Below are 19,061 nucleotides of genomic sequence, written 5' to 3'. Positions count from 1 at the left end.
GCAACGTAGGGGCGGCTGGTTGACAGTTGGACCAGCACGGGTGAACGGAAGATGAACACCCCGCCCCGATTGCGGCGCACTTCGTGTGACATTAGCCGCACCGTTGCCAGGCGGAATTTACGACACGCTGGCGTAGGCGACGTCGACGTGGAACCGGGTGAAATCGAGCCGGGTGTAGGTGTGCACGGCCGCGGTGTTGTCACCCTCGGTGTAGAGCAGCACCGCGTCGAGACCGCGATCCTTCAGGTAGTGCAGACCGGCCAGGGTGAGCAACCGGCCCAGGCCGCGACCCTGCGCCGCGGGGTCGATGCCGACCACGTAGACCTCGCCGATGGGCGGGTTCTCGTCGGAATGCACCTTGGTCCAGTGGAATCCGAGCATCCGGTCCGGATGGGCCGGGTCGGTCGCGATGAACAGGCCCTTGGGATCGAACCAGGATTCGGCGCGACGGGCGGCGATATCAGCCTCGGACCAACCGCCCTGTTCGGGATGCCAGGAGAAGGCCGCATTGTTCACGCGGAGCAGTTCGGCGTCGTCGGAAGGCCCCGCGTAGGTGCGCAATTCGAGGCCCTCGGGCACGATCAGTTCCGGTAGCTCCGAATTCGCCAACTCGCGCCGCATTTGCAGCAATTCGCGCGAAACGGACAGACCCAGGCGGGCCGCGACGGACCGTGCGGGGGCCAGATTCCCGTGCGCCCAGACCCGCGCGCCGGGGCCGCCCGCGGCCAGCGCGGCCGCCACCAGACCAGCGCCGATGCCGTTTCCGCGGGCCCGGGGATCGACCGCGACCTCCGCCATGGCGGGGTGTTCCCCGTGCGCGGGAACGAGATTCGCGTACCCGGCCACCGCGCCGTCCCGGATGTCCACCAGATGGCGTGCAGGAGAATCGTTTCCGAGCGACAGCACGGCCTGCTCGGAGATCGGGGCGACCCCGTCGGCGGCGGTCGCCCGCGCCAGTACATCCCGCACCGCCGCGGCCGTCTCGTCGGGCAGCCGGTCGGTCCAGGAGGTCATCAGAGCGTGCCGTTCGCCGTCGTCAGTTCGGAATCGTCGCCATCGGCATCGGGGAAGGTGACCGCATCGCCCTTACCGGCCGAGCGCGCCGGGCGCACCGCCTTGTAGCCGACATTGCGGACCGTGCCGATCAGCGACTCGTATTCGCTGCCGAGCTTGGCGCGCAGGCGTCGCACGTGCACGTCCACGGTGCGGGTGCCACCGAAGAAGTCGTAACCCCAGACCTCCTGCAGCAGCTGCGCGCGGGTGAAGACCCGGCCGGCGTGCTGGGCGAGGTACTTGAGGAGCTCGAACTCCTTGTAGGTCAGGTCGAGCGGGCGGCCGCGCAGCCGGGCGGTGTAGGTGCCCTCGTCGATCACCAGCTCACCCAGGGTGATCTTGCCGGTGTTCTCCGGGCTGGCCACACCGCCGTTGCGGGCCACCAGCAGGCGCAGCCGGGCGTCCAGTTCGGCGGGGCCGGTACCGGGTAGCAGGATGTCGTCCAGCCCCCAGTCCGCGTTCACCGCGACCAGACCGCCCTCGGTCAGCACCGCCACCACCGGAACCGAGGAACCGGTGCTGCCCAGCAATCGGCACAGACCGCGCGCGGCGGCCAGATCGGTGCGGGCATCGACCAGTGCCACATCGGCGGAACCGGCCTCGAGCAGGGACGCCACCTGGGTCGGGGCGGGCCGCACATGGTGCGGCAGCAGCGCGAGCGAAGGCAGCACCGCCTCGGGGTTGGGGTCGGAGGTCAGCAGGAGCAGCTCCATGGGGGCCCTCCATCCCATCTGGCATGTGTGTGGCTACCGCACTGTCGGCCACTACCCCATGCAGGTCATCACAGGTAATCGCTGCCTACATTAGCCTGTCCCGTCCGACACTCGCGTATTGCGACCGACCGTCGCTACCGACCGGTCCGATAAACCAGCCTTTCACTTCCTTTTCACCGACCCGCGACCTGCTCGTGTCGCACGGGAACCCGTTGTCTCCAGTAGGTGTAGGCCCGGTGTTTTTCGTATGCCATCGCGCCGACTGATTTCGTAACGGTCGGGGCAACTCCCCGGGTACGCCCGAAATGGACTCGGCTCCCAACGCAGGCACGGGATGCGATCCGGCCACGGCACGCGGCCGTCCGCCAAAGTCGCGGGGAGGCGGGAGAGCGGGGCGGATAGGGTGCAGCTATGCGTTTCCGGAGGCTCATCATCGGATTGCTCTGCTTGGCGGGGCTGGCCGTGCTGCTCGATTTCGGGGTTGCGGCCTATTCCGAGTACCGGGTTTCGCGGTTGCTGCGGACCGGTTCGAACCTGAGCGCCGATCCCGCGATCACCTTCCACGAGTCGCTGCGGCATCCATTCGCCTTGCAGGCCCTCGACGGGGAGTACGTCGGAATGGATATGCGCGCCCGGGCAATGCGGCCGGACATTCCCGGACAGGTCACGGTCGAAGCCGATCTACAGGGCGTGCGTCTGTCGATGCGCAATCTCATCGACGGCCATGTCGGCAAGGTTCCGGTCGACGAGGTGCGGGGCCGGGTGCGCTTCGAGCCCACCGAGCTGGGCCGCCTGTTCCAGATCCCCGACCTCCAGGTGCACGGTTCCGATTCCGATCTGACCGATGGTTCGGGTGGTTCCGGCGGCGCGGGCACGACCCTGCCCGGCTCGGTCACCTCCATCATCTTGCAGGGCACGGTGCCGATCGGTCCGGACGCCGAGGCCGCGGCGCTGCAGGATCCGCGCGGCGACAGCCGGGACAAGACCGCCAAGAAGGCCAATACGGTCGAGGTCCACGTGCTGGCCGAGTTGCGACTCGACGGCGACCAGATCCGCATCACCGCCACCGCCATCTCCGGCCGGGACCTGCAGAGCGACACCGATCCCCTGCCGACTCCCGGCCAGCAGCGCATCGTCATCCCCGAACAGGACCGTCCCGCGGTGCTGGCCCACTTCACCCGCACCATCGACATCGAGAACATGCCCTTCGGCATCGTGCCGACCAAGGTCGAGCCCAGTGGCGGGCAGATCGTGGTGTCGGGAATCGGTCGCAATGTGACCGTCGATCTGGATCGGTTGCAGCAGCGATGATCGCGCTCGTGGTGCTGGTGGTCATGCTGGTCGCGGCGATCGGCGTGGGAGTTCTGGTGCGCCGCAACGAGGGCCGGGTGCGGACCGCCGCGGCCCCGTCGACTCCGCCGGAGCCCGAATCGAATCGGGCCGCGCTGCTGGCCGCGGCCGGGGTGCTCCCGGGCCGGCCCACCGTGCTGCACTTCTCCGCCGACTGGTGCGGGCCGTGCGCGGCGGTGCGTCGGGTGGTCTCCGGTGTGGTGGCCGGGCTGGCCGCGGCCGAGCTGCCGCCGCTGGATCTCGAGGTCGACATCGACGCGAATCCGGAGCTGGCGCGGGAGCTGAACGTGCTCTCGTTGCCCACCACTTTCGGATTGGATTCTCGAGGATTGGAACGCTTCCGCATCTCCGGCGTTCCGAAGGCGGCGGATCTGCGCACTTCACTGGCACCTTTGACGGTCTCGGACACCGATGAGTGATCAGCACCACGGACCCCGGGTCCAATTTCCCCCGAAAATTGGGTAAACTCCCTCTCGTGCAATCCAACCGCGAGCTGATGCTCACCCGACGCCGCACGGTAGACCTGTGCCGGCTCGGTGGTTGTTGCTGCCTGTGCCGCTAGCCGGTTGGCCTTTCGTATTCCTCTGTCGCCGACCGGATTTGTCCCCCGCTGTCGAGAGATCGTTCCGATCCTCCGGCGAACTGGCCAATACCCCTTCAGCACAGGAGTACTCCCATGTCGAACCCCAATCAGGGCAAATCACCCGCCGGACAGGTAGATGTGCGCGGCCCGCGCTTCGCCGCCTGGATCCCCACCGCCGTGCTCGCTCTCGTTCTGATCGGCGCCACCTTCTCCGCGCCCGCCGCCACCGTGCTGCTGGCCGTGCAGGCCGTCGTGTTCGGGCTCGGCGCGGCCTACGGTCCGCGCCGCAGCCCCTACGGCCGGATCTACGCCACCTTCGTCGCTCCGCGCGTCGGTGCGCCGACCGAGTTGGAACCCGTTGCGCCGCTGCGGTTCGCGCAGCTGGTGGGCCTGGCCTTCGCCGTGCTCGGCGTGCTCGGGTTCGCCGCGGGCAGCACCGTCGCGGGCGCGATCTTCACCGGATTCGCGCTGTTCGCGGCCTTCCTGAACGCGGCCTTCGGAATCTGCCTGGGCTGCAAGATCTATCCGCTGGCCGCCCGGTTCCGTACCGCCCCGAGCGATCCGGCCCCGGCCTCGACCCCCACGTCCGTCTAGTCCCCGACTTCCGACCATCCCTCAACCACGCGAACGCAACGCCGCTCCCGGCACCGCATCGAAAGGAACAACATGGCCCGCTCCGATGTCCTGGTCTCCGCAGACTGGGTCGAAGAGAACCTGAACACCCCGGGCGTCGTCCTCGTAGAGGTCGACGAGGACACCTCCGCCTACGACCTGGGACACATCGAGGGCGCCGTGCGTCTCGACTGGAAGAAGGACCTCCAGGACCAGGTCCGCCGCGACTTCGTGAACCAGGAGCAGTTCTCCGCGCTGCTGTCCGAGCGCGGCATCGCCAACGACGACACCGTGGTGCTCTACGGCGGCAACAACAACTGGTTCGCGGCCTACGCCTACTGGTACTTCAAGCTGTACGGCCACTCGGACGTGAAGCTGCTCGACGGCGGCCGCAAGAAGTGGGAGCTGGACGGCCGCGAGCTGACCAAGGAGGTCCGGGTCCGCCCGGCCACCGAGTACAAGGCGTCCGCGCAGGACCTGTCCATCCGCGCCTTCCGCGACGAGGTCATCGACGCCATCGGCGCCAAGAACCTGGTCGACGTGCGCTCGCCCGACGAGTTCTCCGGCAAGATCCTGGCCCCGGCCCACCTGCCGCAGGAGCAGTCGCAGCGTCCGGGCCACATCCCCGGCGCCATCAACGTCCCGTGGTCCAAGGCCGCGAACGAGGACGGCACCTTCAAGAGCGACGCCGAGCTGGCGGAGATCTACAAGGACGCGGGCCTGGACGGCGAGAAGCAGACCATCGCCTACTGCCGCATCGGCGAGCGTTCCTCGCACACCTGGTTCGTGCTGCAGGAGCTGCTGGGCCACCAGAATGTCAAGAACTACGACGGGTCCTGGACCGAATACGGTTCCCTCGTCGGTGCACCGATCGAGTTGGGAGCGTAATCAATATGTGTGCAGCACCTACCCAGGGTCAGGCCATCCCGGCCAATGTCGACGTCGAGAAGGAGACGGTCATCACCGGCCGCGTCCTGACCGCTGACGGCCAGACCGTCGGTGGCGCGTTCGTGCGCCTGCTCGACGGCAACGGTGACTTCACCGCCGAGGTCGTCGCCTCGGGCACCGGCGACTGCCGCTTCTTCGCCGCGCCGGGCACGTGGACCATCCGCGCGCTCTCGGCGTCCGGCAACGGCGCCGCCGAGGTGTCGCCGGAGGGCAACGGCATCCACAACGTGGACGTCACCGTCACCAAGTAAGGCGCGCCGCCTCGAAAGATCAAGAACGGCCCCGGGATTCACGATCCCGGGGTCGTTCGCCGTATCACCGGGGTCGTTGCCACATGTCAGGCGGGCTCGGACTACACTCCGAACCGTGAACGCTGCGACATTCTTCGAGATTCTGCTCGGCGTGATGACCGTGGTCATCGTGAGCTTCGCCGTCTACGTCTTCTACCGGCTGTTCACCGAGTCGTGACAGATCCGGCCCACGGGAACAACATCGAAAACGGAGTGGCCGACTCGGCGTCCTCGACGACGCCGATAGTTCGTCACGACGAGGGCGGTCGGCGCAGCGGGGACCAGGCGGTCGCCGACGCGGCCGAACGGGCCAAGTCGACCGGGGCGCTGAATGTTCCGACGCTCCCGGGCCTACCGTTGCCCGAGGACACCGCGAACCTGCGCCTGGGCCCGGATCTGAGTTCCTCCATGCTCGCGCTGCTGCCGCTGGTCGGTGTGTGGCGCGGTGAGGGTGAGGGCAACGAGCCCGACACCGGTGATTACCGCTTCGGTCAGCAGATCATCGTCTCCCACGACGGCGGCGACTACCTGACCTGGGAGGCGCGCTCCTGGAAGCTGGACGCGCAGGGCGAGTACGCGGGACCGGATCTGCGCGAGAGCGGATTCTGGCGGGTCGGCATCGACGGCGACGACGAGGTGCTCGAGCTGCTGCTCACGCACTCCTCCGGCATTGTCGAGCTGTTCTACGGCCAGGCCCTCACCCAGTCCTCCTGGGAGCTGGCCACCGACGTGGTGATCCGCAGCCAGTCCGGCATCGTGGTGGGCGGCGCGAAGCGGCTCTACGGCATTGTCGAGGGCGGCGATCTGGGCTACGTCGAGGAGCGCATCGCGGCCGACGGCGCCCTGGAGCCGCGGCTCTCGGCACGCTTGAAGCGGTTCGTCGGCTGAGAGGCCGATCGATACGCGACAACTGATTTGGTAGCGATGGGGGTACCTCACCGGGTACCCCAAAATTGTTTGGGCTCCCGCCGCAGGCACGGAATGCCAATTCGGACGGCTCTTTGCCGCCCGCTGAAGTCGCGGAGAGGCGGAACAGGTACGGCCCCCGAGTCATACCTGCGGAGGATGCAACATTCTCACGCACGTCCGGTCGGACGGACCGTAACTCGGGGGCCGGGTGACTGCCTTGGATTCGCGAGGGCTCGCGCGATCGGAATCCGATTGCAGCGGTAGCGCCTAGCGGGCAGCCACCTCACGCGTCCTAGAAATCATTCTCGAACCACCTCCTTCCTGTGTACCGACGAAGTTAGTCGGATGAGTCAGAGGCGGCAACGTATTTTCTCGGACTGCGAAATCGCAGTTCAGGGAGTCGTTGCGGCAATAAAGGTCTCGATCGAAACAGAACCGCCCGGTTGGACTCGAACAATGGTGTCGGCCTTGGCGTCCGATGGCAGCTGATGGGTGACCACCACGACGGTGCGGTCGCGGTCCACCAGTCCGCTCGATTCGTCCAGCAGGCGGCGCAGCAATTCGGCCCCGGCGTCGGCCTCGAGGTGTTCGGTCGGCTCGTCCAGCAGCAGGGTGCAGGCAGGGGAGAGCAGGGCGCGGGCCAGCAGGATGCGGCGGCGCTGACCGCCGGAGACCGCGGCCGCTCCGCCGACCAGATCGGTGTCGACGCCATCGGGCAGGGAGTCCAGCCAGGGTCCGGCTCCCACCGCGCGCAGGGCGGTCTCGGCTTCGGCGGCGGTGATGTCGCCACGGGCCACCCGCAGATTCTCGAGCACGGTGGTGCCGAACAGATGGGCGTCCTCGGCGAAGAAGGTGACGCCCGGGTGGGGCGTGTCGAACAGTCCGGCCCAGGCCATCAGCAGTGTGGTCTTGCCCGCGCCGCTGGGACCGACGACCGCGATGCGGCGACCCGCGGGCAGTGGCGGGAAAGTCGGCACGGGAGAGTCGGATTCGTCGTGTTCGAGCCGGTTCAGGCGGTGCAGGGCGGCGCGGCCGGTGGTCAGGGCCTGGGCTGCCGCCGGCAGCACCGCGACGGCTTCGAAGGCCGACAGTGGCACCAGCACCAGCACCAGCACGGTGAACGCCATCGGCGTGATGCCGCCCGGCGGCACCGTCTGGAACCCGGCCGTCGGGATGGGAGTCCCGCTGCCGTAGAGCACGATTCCGATCAGCAGCGCGCCCAGCACGCTCGCCCCGATCGACAGCGGCAGCACCGCCGCCGCCCAGGCGCTGCGCGCGGCCGCCCGATCCTCGGCCGCCACGGCCCGCTGCCCCGCCGCGGTGGCCGCGCCGACCGCGTCGGAAAGCCGTCCCGCGACCCGCAATTCGGGCGCGTGATCGAGCACGGTGAGCGCCTCGGCGGTGAACTCGGTGCGATCCGTCCGCACCGCCAGCTCCGCCTCCCTGGCCGCCCGCGCCGACAACCACGGCGCGATGATTCCCGAAACCGCCAGCGCCACCGCCAGAATCGCCGCCGCGAGCACCGAGATGCTCGCCAGCAGTCCGACGGCCAGCAGCGACAGGATGATCGCCACCGCGATCGGCACGAATGCCCGCACCACCACGGCCCCGAGATCGTCGATATCGTTCATGACCCGCCCGAGCAGCTCGCCGCGCCGCAACTGGGTCGGATCGCCCTGCCGCACTTCGTCCTCCGGCCCGGCAGTTGCCGCCCCGGTGCGCCGCGGCCGCCAGATGTCGGCTCCCGCCAGGGTCCGATAGGTCGTGGTCCGCGCCGTGCTCATGGCGCGCAACGCCACATCGTGGGTGGCCAGGCGCTCCAGGTATCGGCACAGCCCACGCGAGATGCCCAGCGCGCGAACGGTCACCACGGCGATGCTCAGATCCAGCACCGGCGGCATCTGCCAGGCGCGCGCGATCAGCCAGGCCGCCAGGGCCGCCAGCCCCAGCCCGCTGCCGAGCGCCAGCACGCCCCACCCGATCGACAGCGCCATCCGCGCCCGCGACAGCTCGAGCAGCTCCCTGATCCGCCGGAAATCCGCCAGTACCGTCCTCATCGCGACGACACCTCCCCCACGCCCGCCACTTCCACATTGCGAAGCGAAGGCTCGCGGGCCGCACCAACCGGATAGCTGTCGCCGGGCCCGGCGTTCGCGACGGTGAACGGCGGCGGCCCCGATACCGATTCGGCGGCGGCTGATTTCGGTACACGCGCAGCGCTTCGTGCCACCTCGCGGGGATCGTTCACATCCGTGGATGCCTTCCTCGACGCCGGATCCGGATTCGCGACGGCGACGGCCGGGGCGGGGGTGGCGTGGACTTCGACCGTGTGGTCGGCGACCGCGAGAACCGACGGGCGGTGGGCTACCACGACCACGGTGGCACCGGCGCGGGCACGGTCGACGAGGGCGGCCAGAACCGTTGCCTCGCTGTCCTCGTCGAGATGGGCGGTGGGTTCGTCCAGGAGCAGGATCGAGCGCGGGGCCGCGAGAGTGCGGGTGAGGGCCAGGCGCTGGCGCTGGCCGAGCGACAGGCCGATGCCACCCACGCCGACCACGGTGTCCCACCCTTCGGGGAGGGACTTCAGGACCGCGTCGAAACCGGTTGCGGTGCACGCGGCTTCGACAAGTTCGGGCGTGGCCGGGGGGCCGAGGAGTTCGAGGTTGGCGCGCAGCGTGCCGGGGACGAGGACGGGCCGCTGGGGCAGCCAGGCGATGTGTGACCACCAGTGGTCGAGGTCCAGATCGGGGACGGGGACGTCATCGACCAGGACGGTGCCGGAGTCGGGCGTGAGCAGGCCCAGGATGGCTTGCAGGGCCGTCGATTTGCCACAGCCGTTGGGACCGGTCAGCACCGTGACCGAACCGGGCCGGATATCGGCGCGCAGCCGGTCCGGGGCGTATCCGTCGCGGGCGCGGACGGTGAGGTTGCGGACGTCGATGTGGCCGTTCACATTCGGGCGAGCGCCGGGGCCCGGGCGCACGGGAGCGTCCTCCCCCCGATCGGCGTCCGGTTCGATGATGGCGAAAGCCTTTTCGGCCGCGGCCATTCCGTCCTGGGCGGCATGGAAGCGTTCGCCGAGGGTGCGCAGCGGGAGATAGACCTCGGGGGCGAGAATCAGCGCCAGCAGTCCCGCGTACAGCCCCATGTGGCCGAAGACCAGGCGCATGCCGATGGAGACCGCGACCAGCGCCACGCAGAGGGTGGCGAGCATCTCCAGGACCATGGACGACAGGAAGGCCAAGCGCAGCGCGGACATGGTCCGGCGGTGCAGTATCTCGCCCAGTTCGCGGACCCGCCCGGCCATGCTGCGGGGCGAATCGCCCTGCTCCCCCGCGTGGTTCGCACCGTCACCGGCGGGATCGGACGCCGGGCGGCCGGTCTCGCGGCCCAGCGCGCGCAGGGTGGGCATGCCCGCGAACAGGTCCAGCAGCTGATCGGAGAGCCGCGTGGTGGCGGCCAGGGTGTCGGCGGACTTGCCCTGGGTGAGCAGGCCGATCAGGATCATGAAGATCGGAATCAGGGGCAGGGTGACGGCGATGATCGCGCCGGAGACCCAGTCGTGGACGGCGATCACGGCCAGCACCACGGGCGGCACGAACATGGTCAGGATCAGGGCGGGCAGGTAGCCCGCGAGATAGGCGCGCAGCCCGCTCAGGCCCGAGCCGACCACGACGGCGAGTTCGGTTCGGCGGCCTTCCAATCCGCGGGGCGGCAGCTGGGCTCCGGCGGCCAGGGCGGTGGTCTCGAGTTCGGCGACCACCTGGGCCCCGGCCCGGTGCGCGAGGCGGGACTGCCACCAGGTGGCGGCCACCCGACACCCGACCGCGAACGCGAAGATGACGAGTTCGGCCGTCCAGGAGCCGATCCGGCGATGGTCGGGTTCGGTGATGACCCCCGCGAGCACCCGCGCCAAGGCGAGCGCCGCGACGACTATGCAGCCGGTGGTGACCAGCGACAGCCCCACACTGAGTCCGAGATACCTGCGCGCGGAGCGGGCGTGCCGCCACAGTCGCGGGTCCACCGGTCGTGCCATGGTCGATCTCCTCTGCGAAAACGGGCGCACCCGATACGAGTGCGCCCGTTCCCCGTTCAGCTCTTGGCGGATTCCATGGGCAGTCCGATCGGGGCCGGAATCTGCTCCATGGTGAGCCGCTTGCGGAACACCCAGTAGGTCCAGGCCTGGTACACCAGGACGACCGGGACCAGGGCCACCGCGACCCAGCTCATCACCACCAGCGTGTAATGGGTCGAGGACGCGGACACGGTGCCGTTTCGACCATCGACGGTGAGGCTGAACGCGTCATTGACGGTGGACGGCAGCACATCCGGGAACAGCGACCCGAACAGCAGCACGGTGGCCGCCGCGATGGTGACCGCGGTGCCGGTGAAGGCCCAGCCGTCGCGGCCCTGGGTCGCCGCCGCGCCCGCGACCAGCAGCCCGATCACGGCCAGCACCAACGGAATCCAGGTCCAGCCCTGCCCGTAGGCCAGCTGGGTCCAGATGCCGAAGGCCGCCACCACCACGGCGGTGGGGACGAACAGCAGCCGGATGATGCGCTGCGCGTCGTCGCGGACGTCGTTGCCGGTCTTGAGCGCGATGAACACCGCGCCGTGCAGCATGAACAGCAGCAGCGTCGTCAGCCCGCCGAGGAGACCGTACGGGGTGAGCAGGTCGAACAGATTGCCCTCGATCTGCTTGTGCTCGTTGAGCTTCACGCCGTGCACGATGTTGGCGAAGGCCAGGCCCCAGGCCAGCGCCGGGATCCAGGAGCCGAGCGCGATGCCGATATCGCACCAGTTGCGCCAGCGCGGGTCGTTGATCTTGCCGCGCCATTCGATGGCGCAGGCACGGGCGATCAGGCCGACCAGGATGAGCAACAGCGCCAGGTAGAACCCGGAGAACAGGCTGGCGTACCACTCCGGGAAGGCCGCGAACATGGCGCCGCCGCCGGTGAGCAGCCACACCTCGTTGCCGTCCCACACCGGTCCGATGGTGTTGAGCACCACGCGCTTCTTCACTTCGTCGCCGCGCCCGATGATGGGCAGCAGCATGCCGACGCCGAAGTCGAAGCCCTCGAGCACGAAGTAGCCGGTGAACAGGACCGCGATCAGGAGAAACCAGAATTCAGGGAGACTCATCCTCGGCTCCTAGTAGGCGAAGGAAAGCTTCTCGACGGAATCCCCGGTCATCTTCGGGGTTTCCGTGTCGGTGGCCTTGTCGGGTCCGGCGATCACGTACCGGCGCATCAGGTAGAACCACCCGATGGCCAGCAGTCCGTAGAGCGCCGTGAACACGATGCGCGAGGTGAGCACCGTGCCCGCCGAGATCCCGGAAACGCCCTGCTGCACCGTCATTCGGATGTGCTGGTCGCCGGTCGGGTTGGGTGCGACGACCCAGGGCTGGCGGCCCATCTCGGTGAAGATCCAGCCGGAGATATTGCCCAGGAACGGCGTGGCGATGGCGATCAGCGACAGCCAGCTGAACCAGGTCTGGTCCGGGATGCGGCCGCGGCGGGTGACCCAGAATCCGGCCAGCACCAACAGGATCGAGCCGGCCATCCAGGTGATCATGGCGCGGAAGGACCAGTAGGTGACGAACAGGTTGGGCCGGTAGTCGCCGATCCCGTACTTCTGGTTGTACTCGACCTGCAGATCCTTGACGCCCTTGAGCGTCACACCGGTGAAGTCGCCGGTGGCCAGCCACGGCAGCACGTAGGGCACCTCGATGAGGTGGTCCACGCTGTCGCAGTTGTTGTGGGTGCCGATGGTCAGCACCGAGAAGTCGGGATCGGTCTGCGTGCTGCAAAGCGATTCGGCCGAGGCCATTTTCATGGGCTGCTGCTTGAACATGAGCTTGCCCTGGATGTCACCGGTGAAGATGAGCGCCACCGCGGCGATCAGGATGACGTACAGCCCCATGCGCGCGCTGGGCCGCCACATGGTGCGGGCCTCCTCTAGCGGCGCATCGCTGCCCTCGGCCTTGGCCTTGCGGGCGTTGCGCACCATCCACCAGCCCGCGATGCCCGCGACGAAAGTGCCCGAGGTCAGGAAGGATCCGGCCACCACGTGCGGGAAGGCGGCGAGGGTGGTGTTGTTGGTGAGCACCGCCCAGATGCTGTGCAGCTCGGCGCGCCCGGTGGCCGGGTTGTACTCCGCGCCGACCGGGTGCTGCATGAACGAGTTGGCGGCGATGATGAAGTACGCGGAGGCGTTGACGCCGATGGCGACCAGCCAGATGCAGGCCAGGTGCACCTTCTTGGGTAGTCGCGTCCACCCGAAGATCCACAGGCCCAGGAACGTCGACTCCATGAAGAAGGCGACCAGCGCCTCCATGGCCAGCGGTGCGCCGAAGACGTCACCGACGAAGCGGGAGTACTCGCTCCAGCTCATGCCGAACTGGAATTCCTGCACGATGCCGGTGGCGACGCCGAGAGCGAAGTTGATCAGGAACAGTTTCCCGAAAAACTTTGTGAGCCTTAACCAATGCTCCTTCCCGGTGATCACCCAGGCGGTCTGCATGCCCGCGACGAGCGGAGCGAGGCCGATGGTGAGTGGCACCAGGATGAAGTGATAGACGGTTGTGATTCCGAACTGCCAGCGCGCCAGATCTACGACGCTCATCCGACCTCCCTGCCGATCTACGACATGACGTAGTAACAGACACTACGCCGACTGGTCTTCAGATCAACATGCGGCGCGCCACAGTGTGCGGTCAATTTGCCACAATGTGACAGACTCACCGCCAAGGTCCCTGTACGACATGACGAATCGGGGAACGAATCAGGCAAAAGGCCCTTGAATCCTGATCACCAGTCCGCCAGACTCCCGGGCAGGGCAATGCCCCGGTTCACCATCTCGATGATCTCGCCCGCGTTCTCCGGGGCCGACATGCGCAGCCCGTCCAGCGAATTGACCCGCGCGGCCAGCGTCACCGACGACAGCAGCCACACCGCGTCGGCGGTGATCAGATCGGCCACCCACAGCGGCTCGTAGCGGCACTCCCAGCCCGCCTTCTCGGCCTGCGTGTACAGCGCGCGCTGAGTCGTGCCGGGCAGCACGCCATTTCGCGCGGGCGGGGTGATGAGCTTGTCGTCGCGCTGCACGACGACCGTCGAGCGCGGACCCTCCAGCACCCGGTGCTCAGTGCTGGTGAAGATGACATCGTCCGCGCCCATCCGCTGGGCGAATCGCAGTGCCGACATATTGGTCGCGTAGGACAGCGTCTTCGCGCCCAGCAGCAGCCAGGGCGCGTTCTGCGCCAGATCGACGGAGATGCCCCGCGACAGCGTGATCACCGAAACACCCTCGGCCCGAGCCTTTTTCACACGCTCGGGCACCCCGACCACCAAAACGTAACCGGTGGTGGCGGGTTCGGCTCCGGCCAGGTCCCTACTCTTGTTTGCCGATGGTTTGCCATTGTCACCGTGATCGCTCTCACGCCCCCGGGTGAGCACCATCCGCAGCGTCCCCTCGCGCTCGCGGCCCCATTCCTCGGCCGCCAACTCCACCGCGAACCGCCACGCCTCCAGATCCGGCGCGGGCAGATCGAGCGCCTCGGCCGACCGCCGCAGCCGAGCCAGATGCAATTCCAGCGCACCCGGCACGCCATCGCGCACCAGCACGGTTTCGAAGATGCCGTCCCCCCGCAGGGCACCGATATCGTCCGCATACAAAAAAGGCGCGTCCGGATCCTGGATCGCGCCATCGATAGTCACCAGAACCCGTTCCACCATGCGTTCGACCCTATGACAGATGCACCGTCGCGGTGCGTTTACCGCGCCGCCGACCCAGTCAAGCCACCTGGCATCCGATCCCCCACCCGGCCGCCGACGCAGAAGCGCCATCCGGCTCTCCGACCGGTTGGCATAGGGTGTTGTTGTGTCCTTCTCGGTTGCGCCCAGTCCGATACTGCTGGTTCCAGGGGCTGTCGCGGGGTTGCCGGAGTCTCCGGATGCCGCGGTCGCGTGGCATTACGGCAATCCCTTCGGCGAGCAGCGCGCGGCGGTACAGCAGGTGGCGGTGGTGGATCGTTCCCACCGGTTCGTGCTCGCCATCACCGGGAAGGAACGCCTGAGTTGGCTGCACACCATCTCCAGTCAGGCCGTCGCCGATCTGGGTGACGGCGAATCCGCGGAGAATCTCGACCTGGATCTGAACGGCCGGGTGCTCAATCACTTCGTGCTCACCGACCTCGACGGCACGGTGTGGATCGACACCGAGGCGGAGCGCGGACCGGGTCTGCTGAACTTCCTCCAGAAGATGGTCTTCTGGGCCGACGCCAAGCCCGTCGAGGCCCAAGACCACGCGATATTGAGCCTGCTCGGCCCCGGCGTGACCGAACTCACCGGAACCCTGGGCGTCCCAGCCCTTCCCGACACCTACCGCGCCGTGGCCCTGCCCGGTGGCGGTTTCATCCGACGCATGCCCTGGCCCACGGCCGATTCCTTCGACCTCGTCATCCCCCGCGATCAGCTCGTCACCTGGTGGACGCGGCTGCGCGAGGCGGGCGCGGCGGCCGCGGGCATGTGGGCCTTCGAGGCGCTGCGCGCGGCGGCGCTGCGCCCGCGCATCGGCGTCGACACCGATGACCGCACCATCCCGCACGAGGTGAACTGGATCGGCGGCCCCGCCGAATACGGTGCCGTGCACCTGAACAAGGGCTGCTACCGCGGCCAGGAGACGGTCGCCCGGGTGCACAATCTCGGCAAGCCGCCGCGCCATCTGGTGCTGCTGCACCTGGACGGTTCCGCGGATTCCCGTCCGGCGCCGGGTGATCCGGTGACCGCGGGCGGCCGCGCCGTCGGCGTGCTGGGCACCGTGATCGACCACTACGAGTTCGGCCCGATCGCGCTGGCCCTGATCAAACGCAGCATCCCGGTCGACACCGAGCTGGTGGCCGGCCCGTGCGCCGCGGCCATCGACCCCGATTCGGTTCCGGCCCACGACGAGCCGCAGGCCGGTCGGCTCGCCGTCGAGAAGCTACGCGGCCGATGAACGCTGCCGCCGGCCGGGTGCTGGCCGTCTGCGTCGTGCACGCCGAGCTGGAGGTGCCCGCCCGCTCGTCCAAGGTGGGCCGCACCGCCATCGACAAACGCCCGGTGCCGCACCGGGTTCCGGTCACCGCGCTCGGCCTCGACGGCGACCACGTGTGCGACACCGTGCATCACGGCGGCGCGCACCAGGCCGTCTACGCCTACGCCGAGGAGGACGCCGTCCGCTGGGCCGGGGAACTGGGCCGCGAGCTCGCGCCCGGCTGGTTCGGCGAAAACCTGCGCGTCTCCGGCCTTCCGGTGAGCGACGCCGTGATCGGCGAGCGCTGGACCGTCGGGGACACGCTCCTGGAGGTCTCCGCCCCGCGCGTCCCCTGCGCCACCTTCCAATGGCATTCGGGCGAGCCGCAGTGGGTGAAACGCTTCACCGCGCAGGCGAATACGGGCGCATACCTGCGTGTCCTCACCGAGGGTGCGATAGGCGCGGGCGACGAGGTCGCGGTGGTGCACGTGCCCGCGCACGGCGTCACCGTCCGCGATCTGTTCACCGGCGCGGACCCGGCCCGCCTGGATCTGCTGGCCGAGGCCGAGCCCACCATTTCCGATGACGTGCGCATGCAGATCGACCGCCACCGCCACCGCCGCCGCCACGCCGGGGCGAACCGATGACACCGAGCAGCGAAGGGAATTCGAGCATGAGCGTGGATCTGGTCGAGGTGGTTCGCTCCGGCTTCCGGGAGTGCGTGCATCGCGGCTCGGCGGTGATCCTGCGGCCCGACGGTGACCCGCTGGTCGAGGTCGGCGCGGTGCACGGCCCGATCTTCCCGCGCTCCACCAACAAGCCCATGCAGGCACTCACCTTGCTGCGCAATGGTTTCGAGCCCGTCGACGACGCCGAGCTGGCCATCTCGACCGCGTCGCACTTCGGCGAGCCCGACCACGTGGAACTGGTGCGGCGGCTGCTGGATCGCTTCGGATTCACCGAGGACGATCTGGAGTGCCCGCCCGATCTGCCCTTCGAGGAGCAGGCCCGGGCCCAGGCGCTGGCCGGTAGCGACCGCGTGAAAGCCGTACGGCGCGTCTACATGAACTGCTCGGGCAAACACGCCGCCATGCTGGCCACCTGCAAGATCAACGACTGGCCGACCCGCGGCTACCTGGAGGTCGGCCACCCGCTGCAGCAGGCGGTGCTGGAGACCGTGGCCGACGTGACCGGCGAGCCGGAGACCGATCTCGGCATCGACGGCTGCGGCCTGCCCATCGTGCCGGTCTCGCTGGTGAACCTGGCCCGCGCCTACGCCACCTTCGCCACCGCGGCCACCGATACCCCCGAACGCCGCATAGCGGACGCGATCCGCGCGCACCCCCGAGTGATTTCCGGCACGGACGGCCCCGATTTCCGGGTGATGACCGCGACCCCCGGTCTGGTCTGCAAGATCGGCGCGGACGGCGTGCACGCCGGCGCGCTGCCCGACGGTTCGGCCTTCGCGTACCAGATCGACGACGGCGCGGACCGCGCGCGACTTCCGTTGACGCTGGCGATTCTCCAGCGTATCGGCGTCGATTGGACGGACGCGCACGCCGAGCTGGCGGCCCCCGCCGTGCTCGGCGGCGGGGCCCGCGTGGGCATCATCCGAGCCATCCCCGGCGTGCTGTAGCCGCCGGTCGGCACGCTTTTCCCGACCCCGCGCGGGCGGGTGCGCCCGGCCCCGGGACGTTTATCCCCCACTCCTGGAAGCGCGACCGCCGGACACACGCTAAAGTGTTCGTCAGGAAGAGTATTAATTCGAACGGGGCCGCCAAACCCACCCCAGGCCGCCCCGCAGTGACGCGAGGGGGTCAGCCATGGGCCGTGGCCGGGCTAAGGCAAAGCAGACCAAGGTTGCACGGGAGCTCAAGTACAGCTCGCCGTCGACCGACTTCTCGAGCCTTCAGCGAGAGCTGTCGGGGAGTCCCTCCGACACGCAGCGGAGTGGTGTGCTTTCCGAAGAGCATGACGCGAGCGAATCGCGGTCGAGCTGGGAAGAAGAAGACAGCTACGACGACTGGCGTCGCTGACTCGGATTTTCCGACGCACTGCAGGGGGAGGCCATCGGGCTTCCCCCTTTAGCACGTCTCCCCCCGCCTCCCCGCGCCTTCAGCGCACGGCTGGGATCCGTAGTCAGTTTCGCATGCGTGCCGACGGTGGGGTGCCAAACCGATTTTGGACGTACCCGATGAGTTACCCCGGTCGGCACGAAATCAGTTGTCACGTTGAGAGACGAATAATCTCCAGCTCGCAGCGAACCGCTGCCGGACACAGCGAAGGGCCCCGGCCACTCTCCAGAGTGGCCGGGGCCCTTCGTTGTTGACGCTCAGAAGCGCGGGTGGTCGCCCAGCAGGACTGCGCGGGCGGAGTCGATGTCCTTGGCCTTCTTCACCGTGCCGAGGGTCCAGCAGTCGATGTGGCGGGCGGTGAGGACCGCGAGGGCGCGGTCGGCGTCCTCGGGGGCGACGACCGCGACCATGCCGACGCCCATGTTGAAGGTCTTCTCCATCTCGGCGCGCTCGACGCGGCCGCGCTGGGCGATCATCTTGAAGACCGGGGCCGGGTTCCAGGTGCCGCGGTCCAGCTCGGCGACCATACCGGCGGGGAGCACGCGGGCCAGGTTGGCGGCCAGGCCGCCGCCCGTCACGTGGCAGAAGGTGCGCACGTCGGTCTCGGCGATCAGGGCCAGGCAGTCCTTGGCGTAGATCTTGGTGGGCTCCAGCAGTTCCTCGCCGAGGGTGCGGCCGAATTCCTCGACGTGCCCGGTGAGGGACATGCGGTCGATGTCGAGCAGCACCTTGCGGGCCAGTGAGTAGCCGTTGGAGTGCAGGCCCGAGGAGCCCATGCCGATGACCACGTCGCCGGGGCGGACGCGGTCCGGGCCGAGCACGGCGTCGGCCTCGACCACGCCGACGCCGGTGCCGGAGATGTCGTAGTCGTCCGCGCCCATCAGGCCCGGGTGCTCGGCGGTCTCGCCGCCGAGCAGGGCGCAGCCCGCGATGACACAGCCCTCGGCGATGCCGGACACGATCTGCGCGACCCGCTCCGGGACCACCTTGCCGACGGCGATGTAGTCCTGCAGGAACAGCGGTTCGGCGCCGCAGACCACCAGGTCGTCGACGACCATGGCGACCAGGTCCAGGCCGATGGTGTCGTGCTTGTCGAGGGCCTGGGCGACCGCGATCTTGGTGCCGACGCCGTCGGTGGAGGCGGCGAGCAACGGCTCCTTGTAGCCGCCCTTCAGTGCGAACAGCCCTGCGAAGCCGCCGAGTCCGCCCTGTACCTCGGGGCGGCTTGCCTTCTTCGCCAGCGGCGCGAACAACTCGACTGCGCGGTCACCGGCTTCGATATCGACACCGGCCGCCGCGTACGAGGCACCGGCGCCGCTGGGGGTCTGTTCAGTCATTGTCGGGGAGAGCTCCAAGCCGAATCGGTGGATAGGATGCCTGCTCACGGTAGCATTCCCGCCTCACTCCCCCGCCTCCCCGGGCCTTCAACGCACGGCTGAGAGCCGTCGCCGGCCGTGCATGCGGGCCGGCGGTTGGGAACCGAACCAATTTTGGACGTACCCCACGAGTTACC

General features: G+C 68.6%; 18 protein-coding genes. 10 read left to right on the top strand and 8 right to left on the bottom strand.

Annotated features, from left to right (window positions below; all coding sequences use genetic code 11):
- Positions 1-117 precede the first annotated feature (117 nt).
- Together mshD and NS2_RS14365 are read right to left on the bottom strand one after the other, a co-directional pair.
- Positions 118-1,014, bottom strand: a complete 897-nt coding sequence (gene mshD, locus NS2_RS14370) for a mycothiol synthase (RefSeq protein ID WP_033087917.1) — start codon at positions 1,012-1,014, stop codon at positions 118-120.
- Positions 1,014-1,766, bottom strand: a complete 753-nt coding sequence (locus tag NS2_RS14365; RefSeq protein ID WP_147207184.1) for a winged helix-turn-helix transcriptional regulator — start codon at positions 1,764-1,766, stop codon at positions 1,014-1,016. The genes mshD and NS2_RS14365 overlap by 1 nt, the downstream gene beginning before the upstream one ends.
- Positions 1,767-2,177: 411 nt before the next feature.
- Between NS2_RS14365 and NS2_RS14360 the strand changes: the two genes are divergently transcribed.
- The 6 genes from NS2_RS14360 to NS2_RS14335 all read left to right on the top strand — a co-directional run bounded on the left by NS2_RS14360 (position 2,178) and on the right by NS2_RS14335 (position 6,437).
- Positions 2,178-3,077 carry an LmeA family phospholipid-binding protein gene (locus tag NS2_RS14360; protein WP_033087915.1) on the top strand — a complete coding sequence of 300 codons (900 nt, stop codon included), beginning with the start codon at positions 2,178-2,180 and terminating at the stop codon, positions 3,075-3,077.
- Complete coding sequence (locus NS2_RS14355) at positions 3,074-3,535, top strand: thioredoxin family protein (RefSeq protein WP_033087914.1); 462 nt, start codon at positions 3,074-3,076, stop codon at positions 3,533-3,535. Before NS2_RS14360 ends, NS2_RS14355 begins: the two co-directional genes overlap by 4 nt.
- A gap of 257 nt (positions 3,536-3,792) precedes the next feature.
- On the top strand, positions 3,793-4,293 hold the full coding sequence (locus tag NS2_RS14350) for a DUF4395 domain-containing protein (RefSeq protein WP_036548740.1): 501 nt from the start codon (positions 3,793-3,795) through the stop codon (positions 4,291-4,293).
- Between the two features lie 72 nt (positions 4,294-4,365).
- Entirely contained in the window at positions 4,366-5,199 is an 834-nt protein-coding gene (locus NS2_RS14345; protein WP_036548744.1) for a sulfurtransferase, read from the top strand.
- Between the two features lie 5 nt (positions 5,200-5,204).
- Positions 5,205-5,510, top strand: a complete 306-nt coding sequence (locus NS2_RS14340) for a DUF1416 domain-containing protein (protein ID WP_033087911.1) — start codon at positions 5,205-5,207, stop codon at positions 5,508-5,510.
- 252 nt (positions 5,511-5,762) lie between these two features.
- Positions 5,763-6,437: a heme-binding beta-barrel domain-containing protein gene (locus tag NS2_RS14335; RefSeq protein WP_045437834.1), complete on the top strand. Its 675-nt coding sequence runs from the start codon at positions 5,763-5,765 to the stop codon at positions 6,435-6,437.
- A 413-nt stretch (positions 6,438-6,850) separates the two neighbouring features.
- On the opposite strand, the gene NS2_RS14330 is transcribed toward NS2_RS14335, so the two are convergent.
- The 5 genes from NS2_RS14330 to NS2_RS14310 form a co-directional block, all read right to left on the bottom strand.
- Complete coding sequence (locus NS2_RS14330) at positions 6,851-8,515, bottom strand: ATP-binding cassette domain-containing protein (RefSeq protein ID WP_033087909.1); 1,665 nt, start codon at positions 8,513-8,515, stop codon at positions 6,851-6,853.
- Entirely contained in the window at positions 8,512-10,494 is a 1,983-nt protein-coding gene (locus NS2_RS14325; protein WP_063865004.1) for an ABC transporter ATP-binding protein/permease, read from the bottom strand. Before NS2_RS14325 ends, NS2_RS14330 begins: the two co-directional genes overlap by 4 nt.
- 56 nt (positions 10,495-10,550) lie before the next feature.
- Positions 10,551-11,600, bottom strand: a complete 1,050-nt coding sequence (cydB, locus tag NS2_RS14320) for a cytochrome d ubiquinol oxidase subunit II (RefSeq protein WP_033087908.1) — start codon at positions 11,598-11,600, stop codon at positions 10,551-10,553.
- A 9-nt stretch (positions 11,601-11,609) separates the two neighbouring features.
- Positions 11,610-13,082 carry a cytochrome ubiquinol oxidase subunit I gene (locus NS2_RS14315; protein ID WP_033087907.1) on the bottom strand — a complete coding sequence of 491 codons (1,473 nt, stop codon included), beginning with the start codon at positions 13,080-13,082 and terminating at the stop codon, positions 11,610-11,612.
- A gap of 185 nt (positions 13,083-13,267) precedes the next feature.
- Complete coding sequence (locus NS2_RS14310) at positions 13,268-14,194, bottom strand: aminodeoxychorismate lyase (RefSeq protein ID WP_033087906.1); 927 nt, start codon at positions 14,192-14,194, stop codon at positions 13,268-13,270.
- Between the two features lie 145 nt (positions 14,195-14,339).
- Here NS2_RS14310 and ygfZ point away from each other — a divergent pair, with 145 nt between their 5' ends.
- From ygfZ to NS2_RS14290, 4 genes are all read left to right on the top strand, one after another.
- The gene (ygfZ, locus tag NS2_RS14305; RefSeq protein WP_033087905.1) at positions 14,340-15,455 is read left to right on the top strand and encodes a CAF17-like 4Fe-4S cluster assembly/insertion protein YgfZ; all 1,116 of its coding nucleotides are present in this window, start codon (positions 14,340-14,342) and stop codon (positions 15,453-15,455) included.
- On the top strand, positions 15,452-16,120 hold the full coding sequence (locus tag NS2_RS14300) for an MOSC domain-containing protein (RefSeq protein ID WP_033087904.1): 669 nt from the start codon (positions 15,452-15,454) through the stop codon (positions 16,118-16,120). The genes ygfZ and NS2_RS14300 overlap by 4 nt, the downstream gene beginning before the upstream one ends.
- Before the next feature lie 26 nt (positions 16,121-16,146).
- Positions 16,147-17,109 carry an asparaginase gene (locus tag NS2_RS14295; RefSeq protein ID WP_033087903.1) on the top strand — a complete coding sequence of 321 codons (963 nt, stop codon included), beginning with the start codon at positions 16,147-16,149 and terminating at the stop codon, positions 17,107-17,109.
- 187 nt (positions 17,110-17,296) lie between these two features.
- The gene (locus NS2_RS14290) at positions 17,297-17,509 is read left to right on the top strand and encodes a DUF3073 domain-containing protein (protein ID WP_071811571.1); all 213 of its coding nucleotides are present in this window, start codon (positions 17,297-17,299) and stop codon (positions 17,507-17,509) included.
- A gap of 296 nt (positions 17,510-17,805) precedes the next feature.
- Here NS2_RS14290 and purM read toward each other — a convergent pair whose 3' ends face one another.
- A complete protein-coding gene (purM, locus tag NS2_RS14285) occupies positions 17,806-18,885 on the bottom strand; it encodes a phosphoribosylformylglycinamidine cyclo-ligase (RefSeq protein WP_036548396.1) in 1,080 nt (359 codons plus the stop codon).
- Positions 18,886-19,061 lie beyond the last annotated feature (176 nt).

Origin of the sequence: Nocardia seriolae NBRC 15557, from assembly GCF_007990715.1 — a bacterium.
GTDB lineage: Bacteria > Actinomycetota > Actinomycetes > Mycobacteriales > Mycobacteriaceae > Nocardia > Nocardia seriolae.
Note: the sequence above shows the minus strand (reverse complement) of the source record. Positions and strands in the feature narration are given on the sequence as shown.

Coding starts and splice junctions, on each gene's coding strand:
- cydB (WP_033087908.1), bottom strand. CDS start 11,600: ATGAGTCTCCCTGAATTCTGGTTTCTCCTGATCGCGGTCCTGTTCACC.
- NS2_RS14300 (WP_033087904.1), top strand. CDS start 15,452: ATGAACGCTGCCGCCGGCCGGGTGCTGGCCGTCTGCGTCGTGCACGCC.
- NS2_RS14325 (WP_063865004.1), bottom strand. CDS start 10,494: ATGGCACGACCGGTGGACCCGCGACTGTGGCGGCACGCCCGCTCCGCG.
- NS2_RS14355 (WP_033087914.1), top strand. CDS start 3,074: ATGATCGCGCTCGTGGTGCTGGTGGTCATGCTGGTCGCGGCGATCGGC.
- NS2_RS14340 (WP_033087911.1), top strand. CDS start 5,205: ATGTGTGCAGCACCTACCCAGGGTCAGGCCATCCCGGCCAATGTCGAC.
- NS2_RS14350 (WP_036548740.1), top strand. CDS start 3,793: ATGTCGAACCCCAATCAGGGCAAATCACCCGCCGGACAGGTAGATGTG.
- NS2_RS14295 (WP_033087903.1), top strand. CDS start 16,147: ATGAGCGTGGATCTGGTCGAGGTGGTTCGCTCCGGCTTCCGGGAGTGC.
- NS2_RS14310 (WP_033087906.1), bottom strand. CDS start 14,194: ATGGTGGAACGGGTTCTGGTGACTATCGATGGCGCGATCCAGGATCCG.
- NS2_RS14345 (WP_036548744.1), top strand. CDS start 4,366: ATGGCCCGCTCCGATGTCCTGGTCTCCGCAGACTGGGTCGAAGAGAAC.
- NS2_RS14330 (WP_033087909.1), bottom strand. CDS start 8,515: ATGAGGACGGTACTGGCGGATTTCCGGCGGATCAGGGAGCTGCTCGAG.
- NS2_RS14315 (WP_033087907.1), bottom strand. CDS start 13,082: ATGAGCGTCGTAGATCTGGCGCGCTGGCAGTTCGGAATCACAACCGTC.
- NS2_RS14360 (WP_033087915.1), top strand. CDS start 2,178: ATGCGTTTCCGGAGGCTCATCATCGGATTGCTCTGCTTGGCGGGGCTG.
- NS2_RS14290 (WP_071811571.1), top strand. CDS start 17,297: ATGGGCCGTGGCCGGGCTAAGGCAAAGCAGACCAAGGTTGCACGGGAG.
- purM (WP_036548396.1), bottom strand. CDS start 18,885: ATGACTGAACAGACCCCCAGCGGCGCCGGTGCCTCGTACGCGGCGGCC.
- NS2_RS14365 (WP_147207184.1), bottom strand. CDS start 1,766: ATGGAGCTGCTCCTGCTGACCTCCGACCCCAACCCCGAGGCGGTGCTG.
- mshD (WP_033087917.1), bottom strand. CDS start 1,014: ATGACCTCCTGGACCGACCGGCTGCCCGACGAGACGGCCGCGGCGGTG.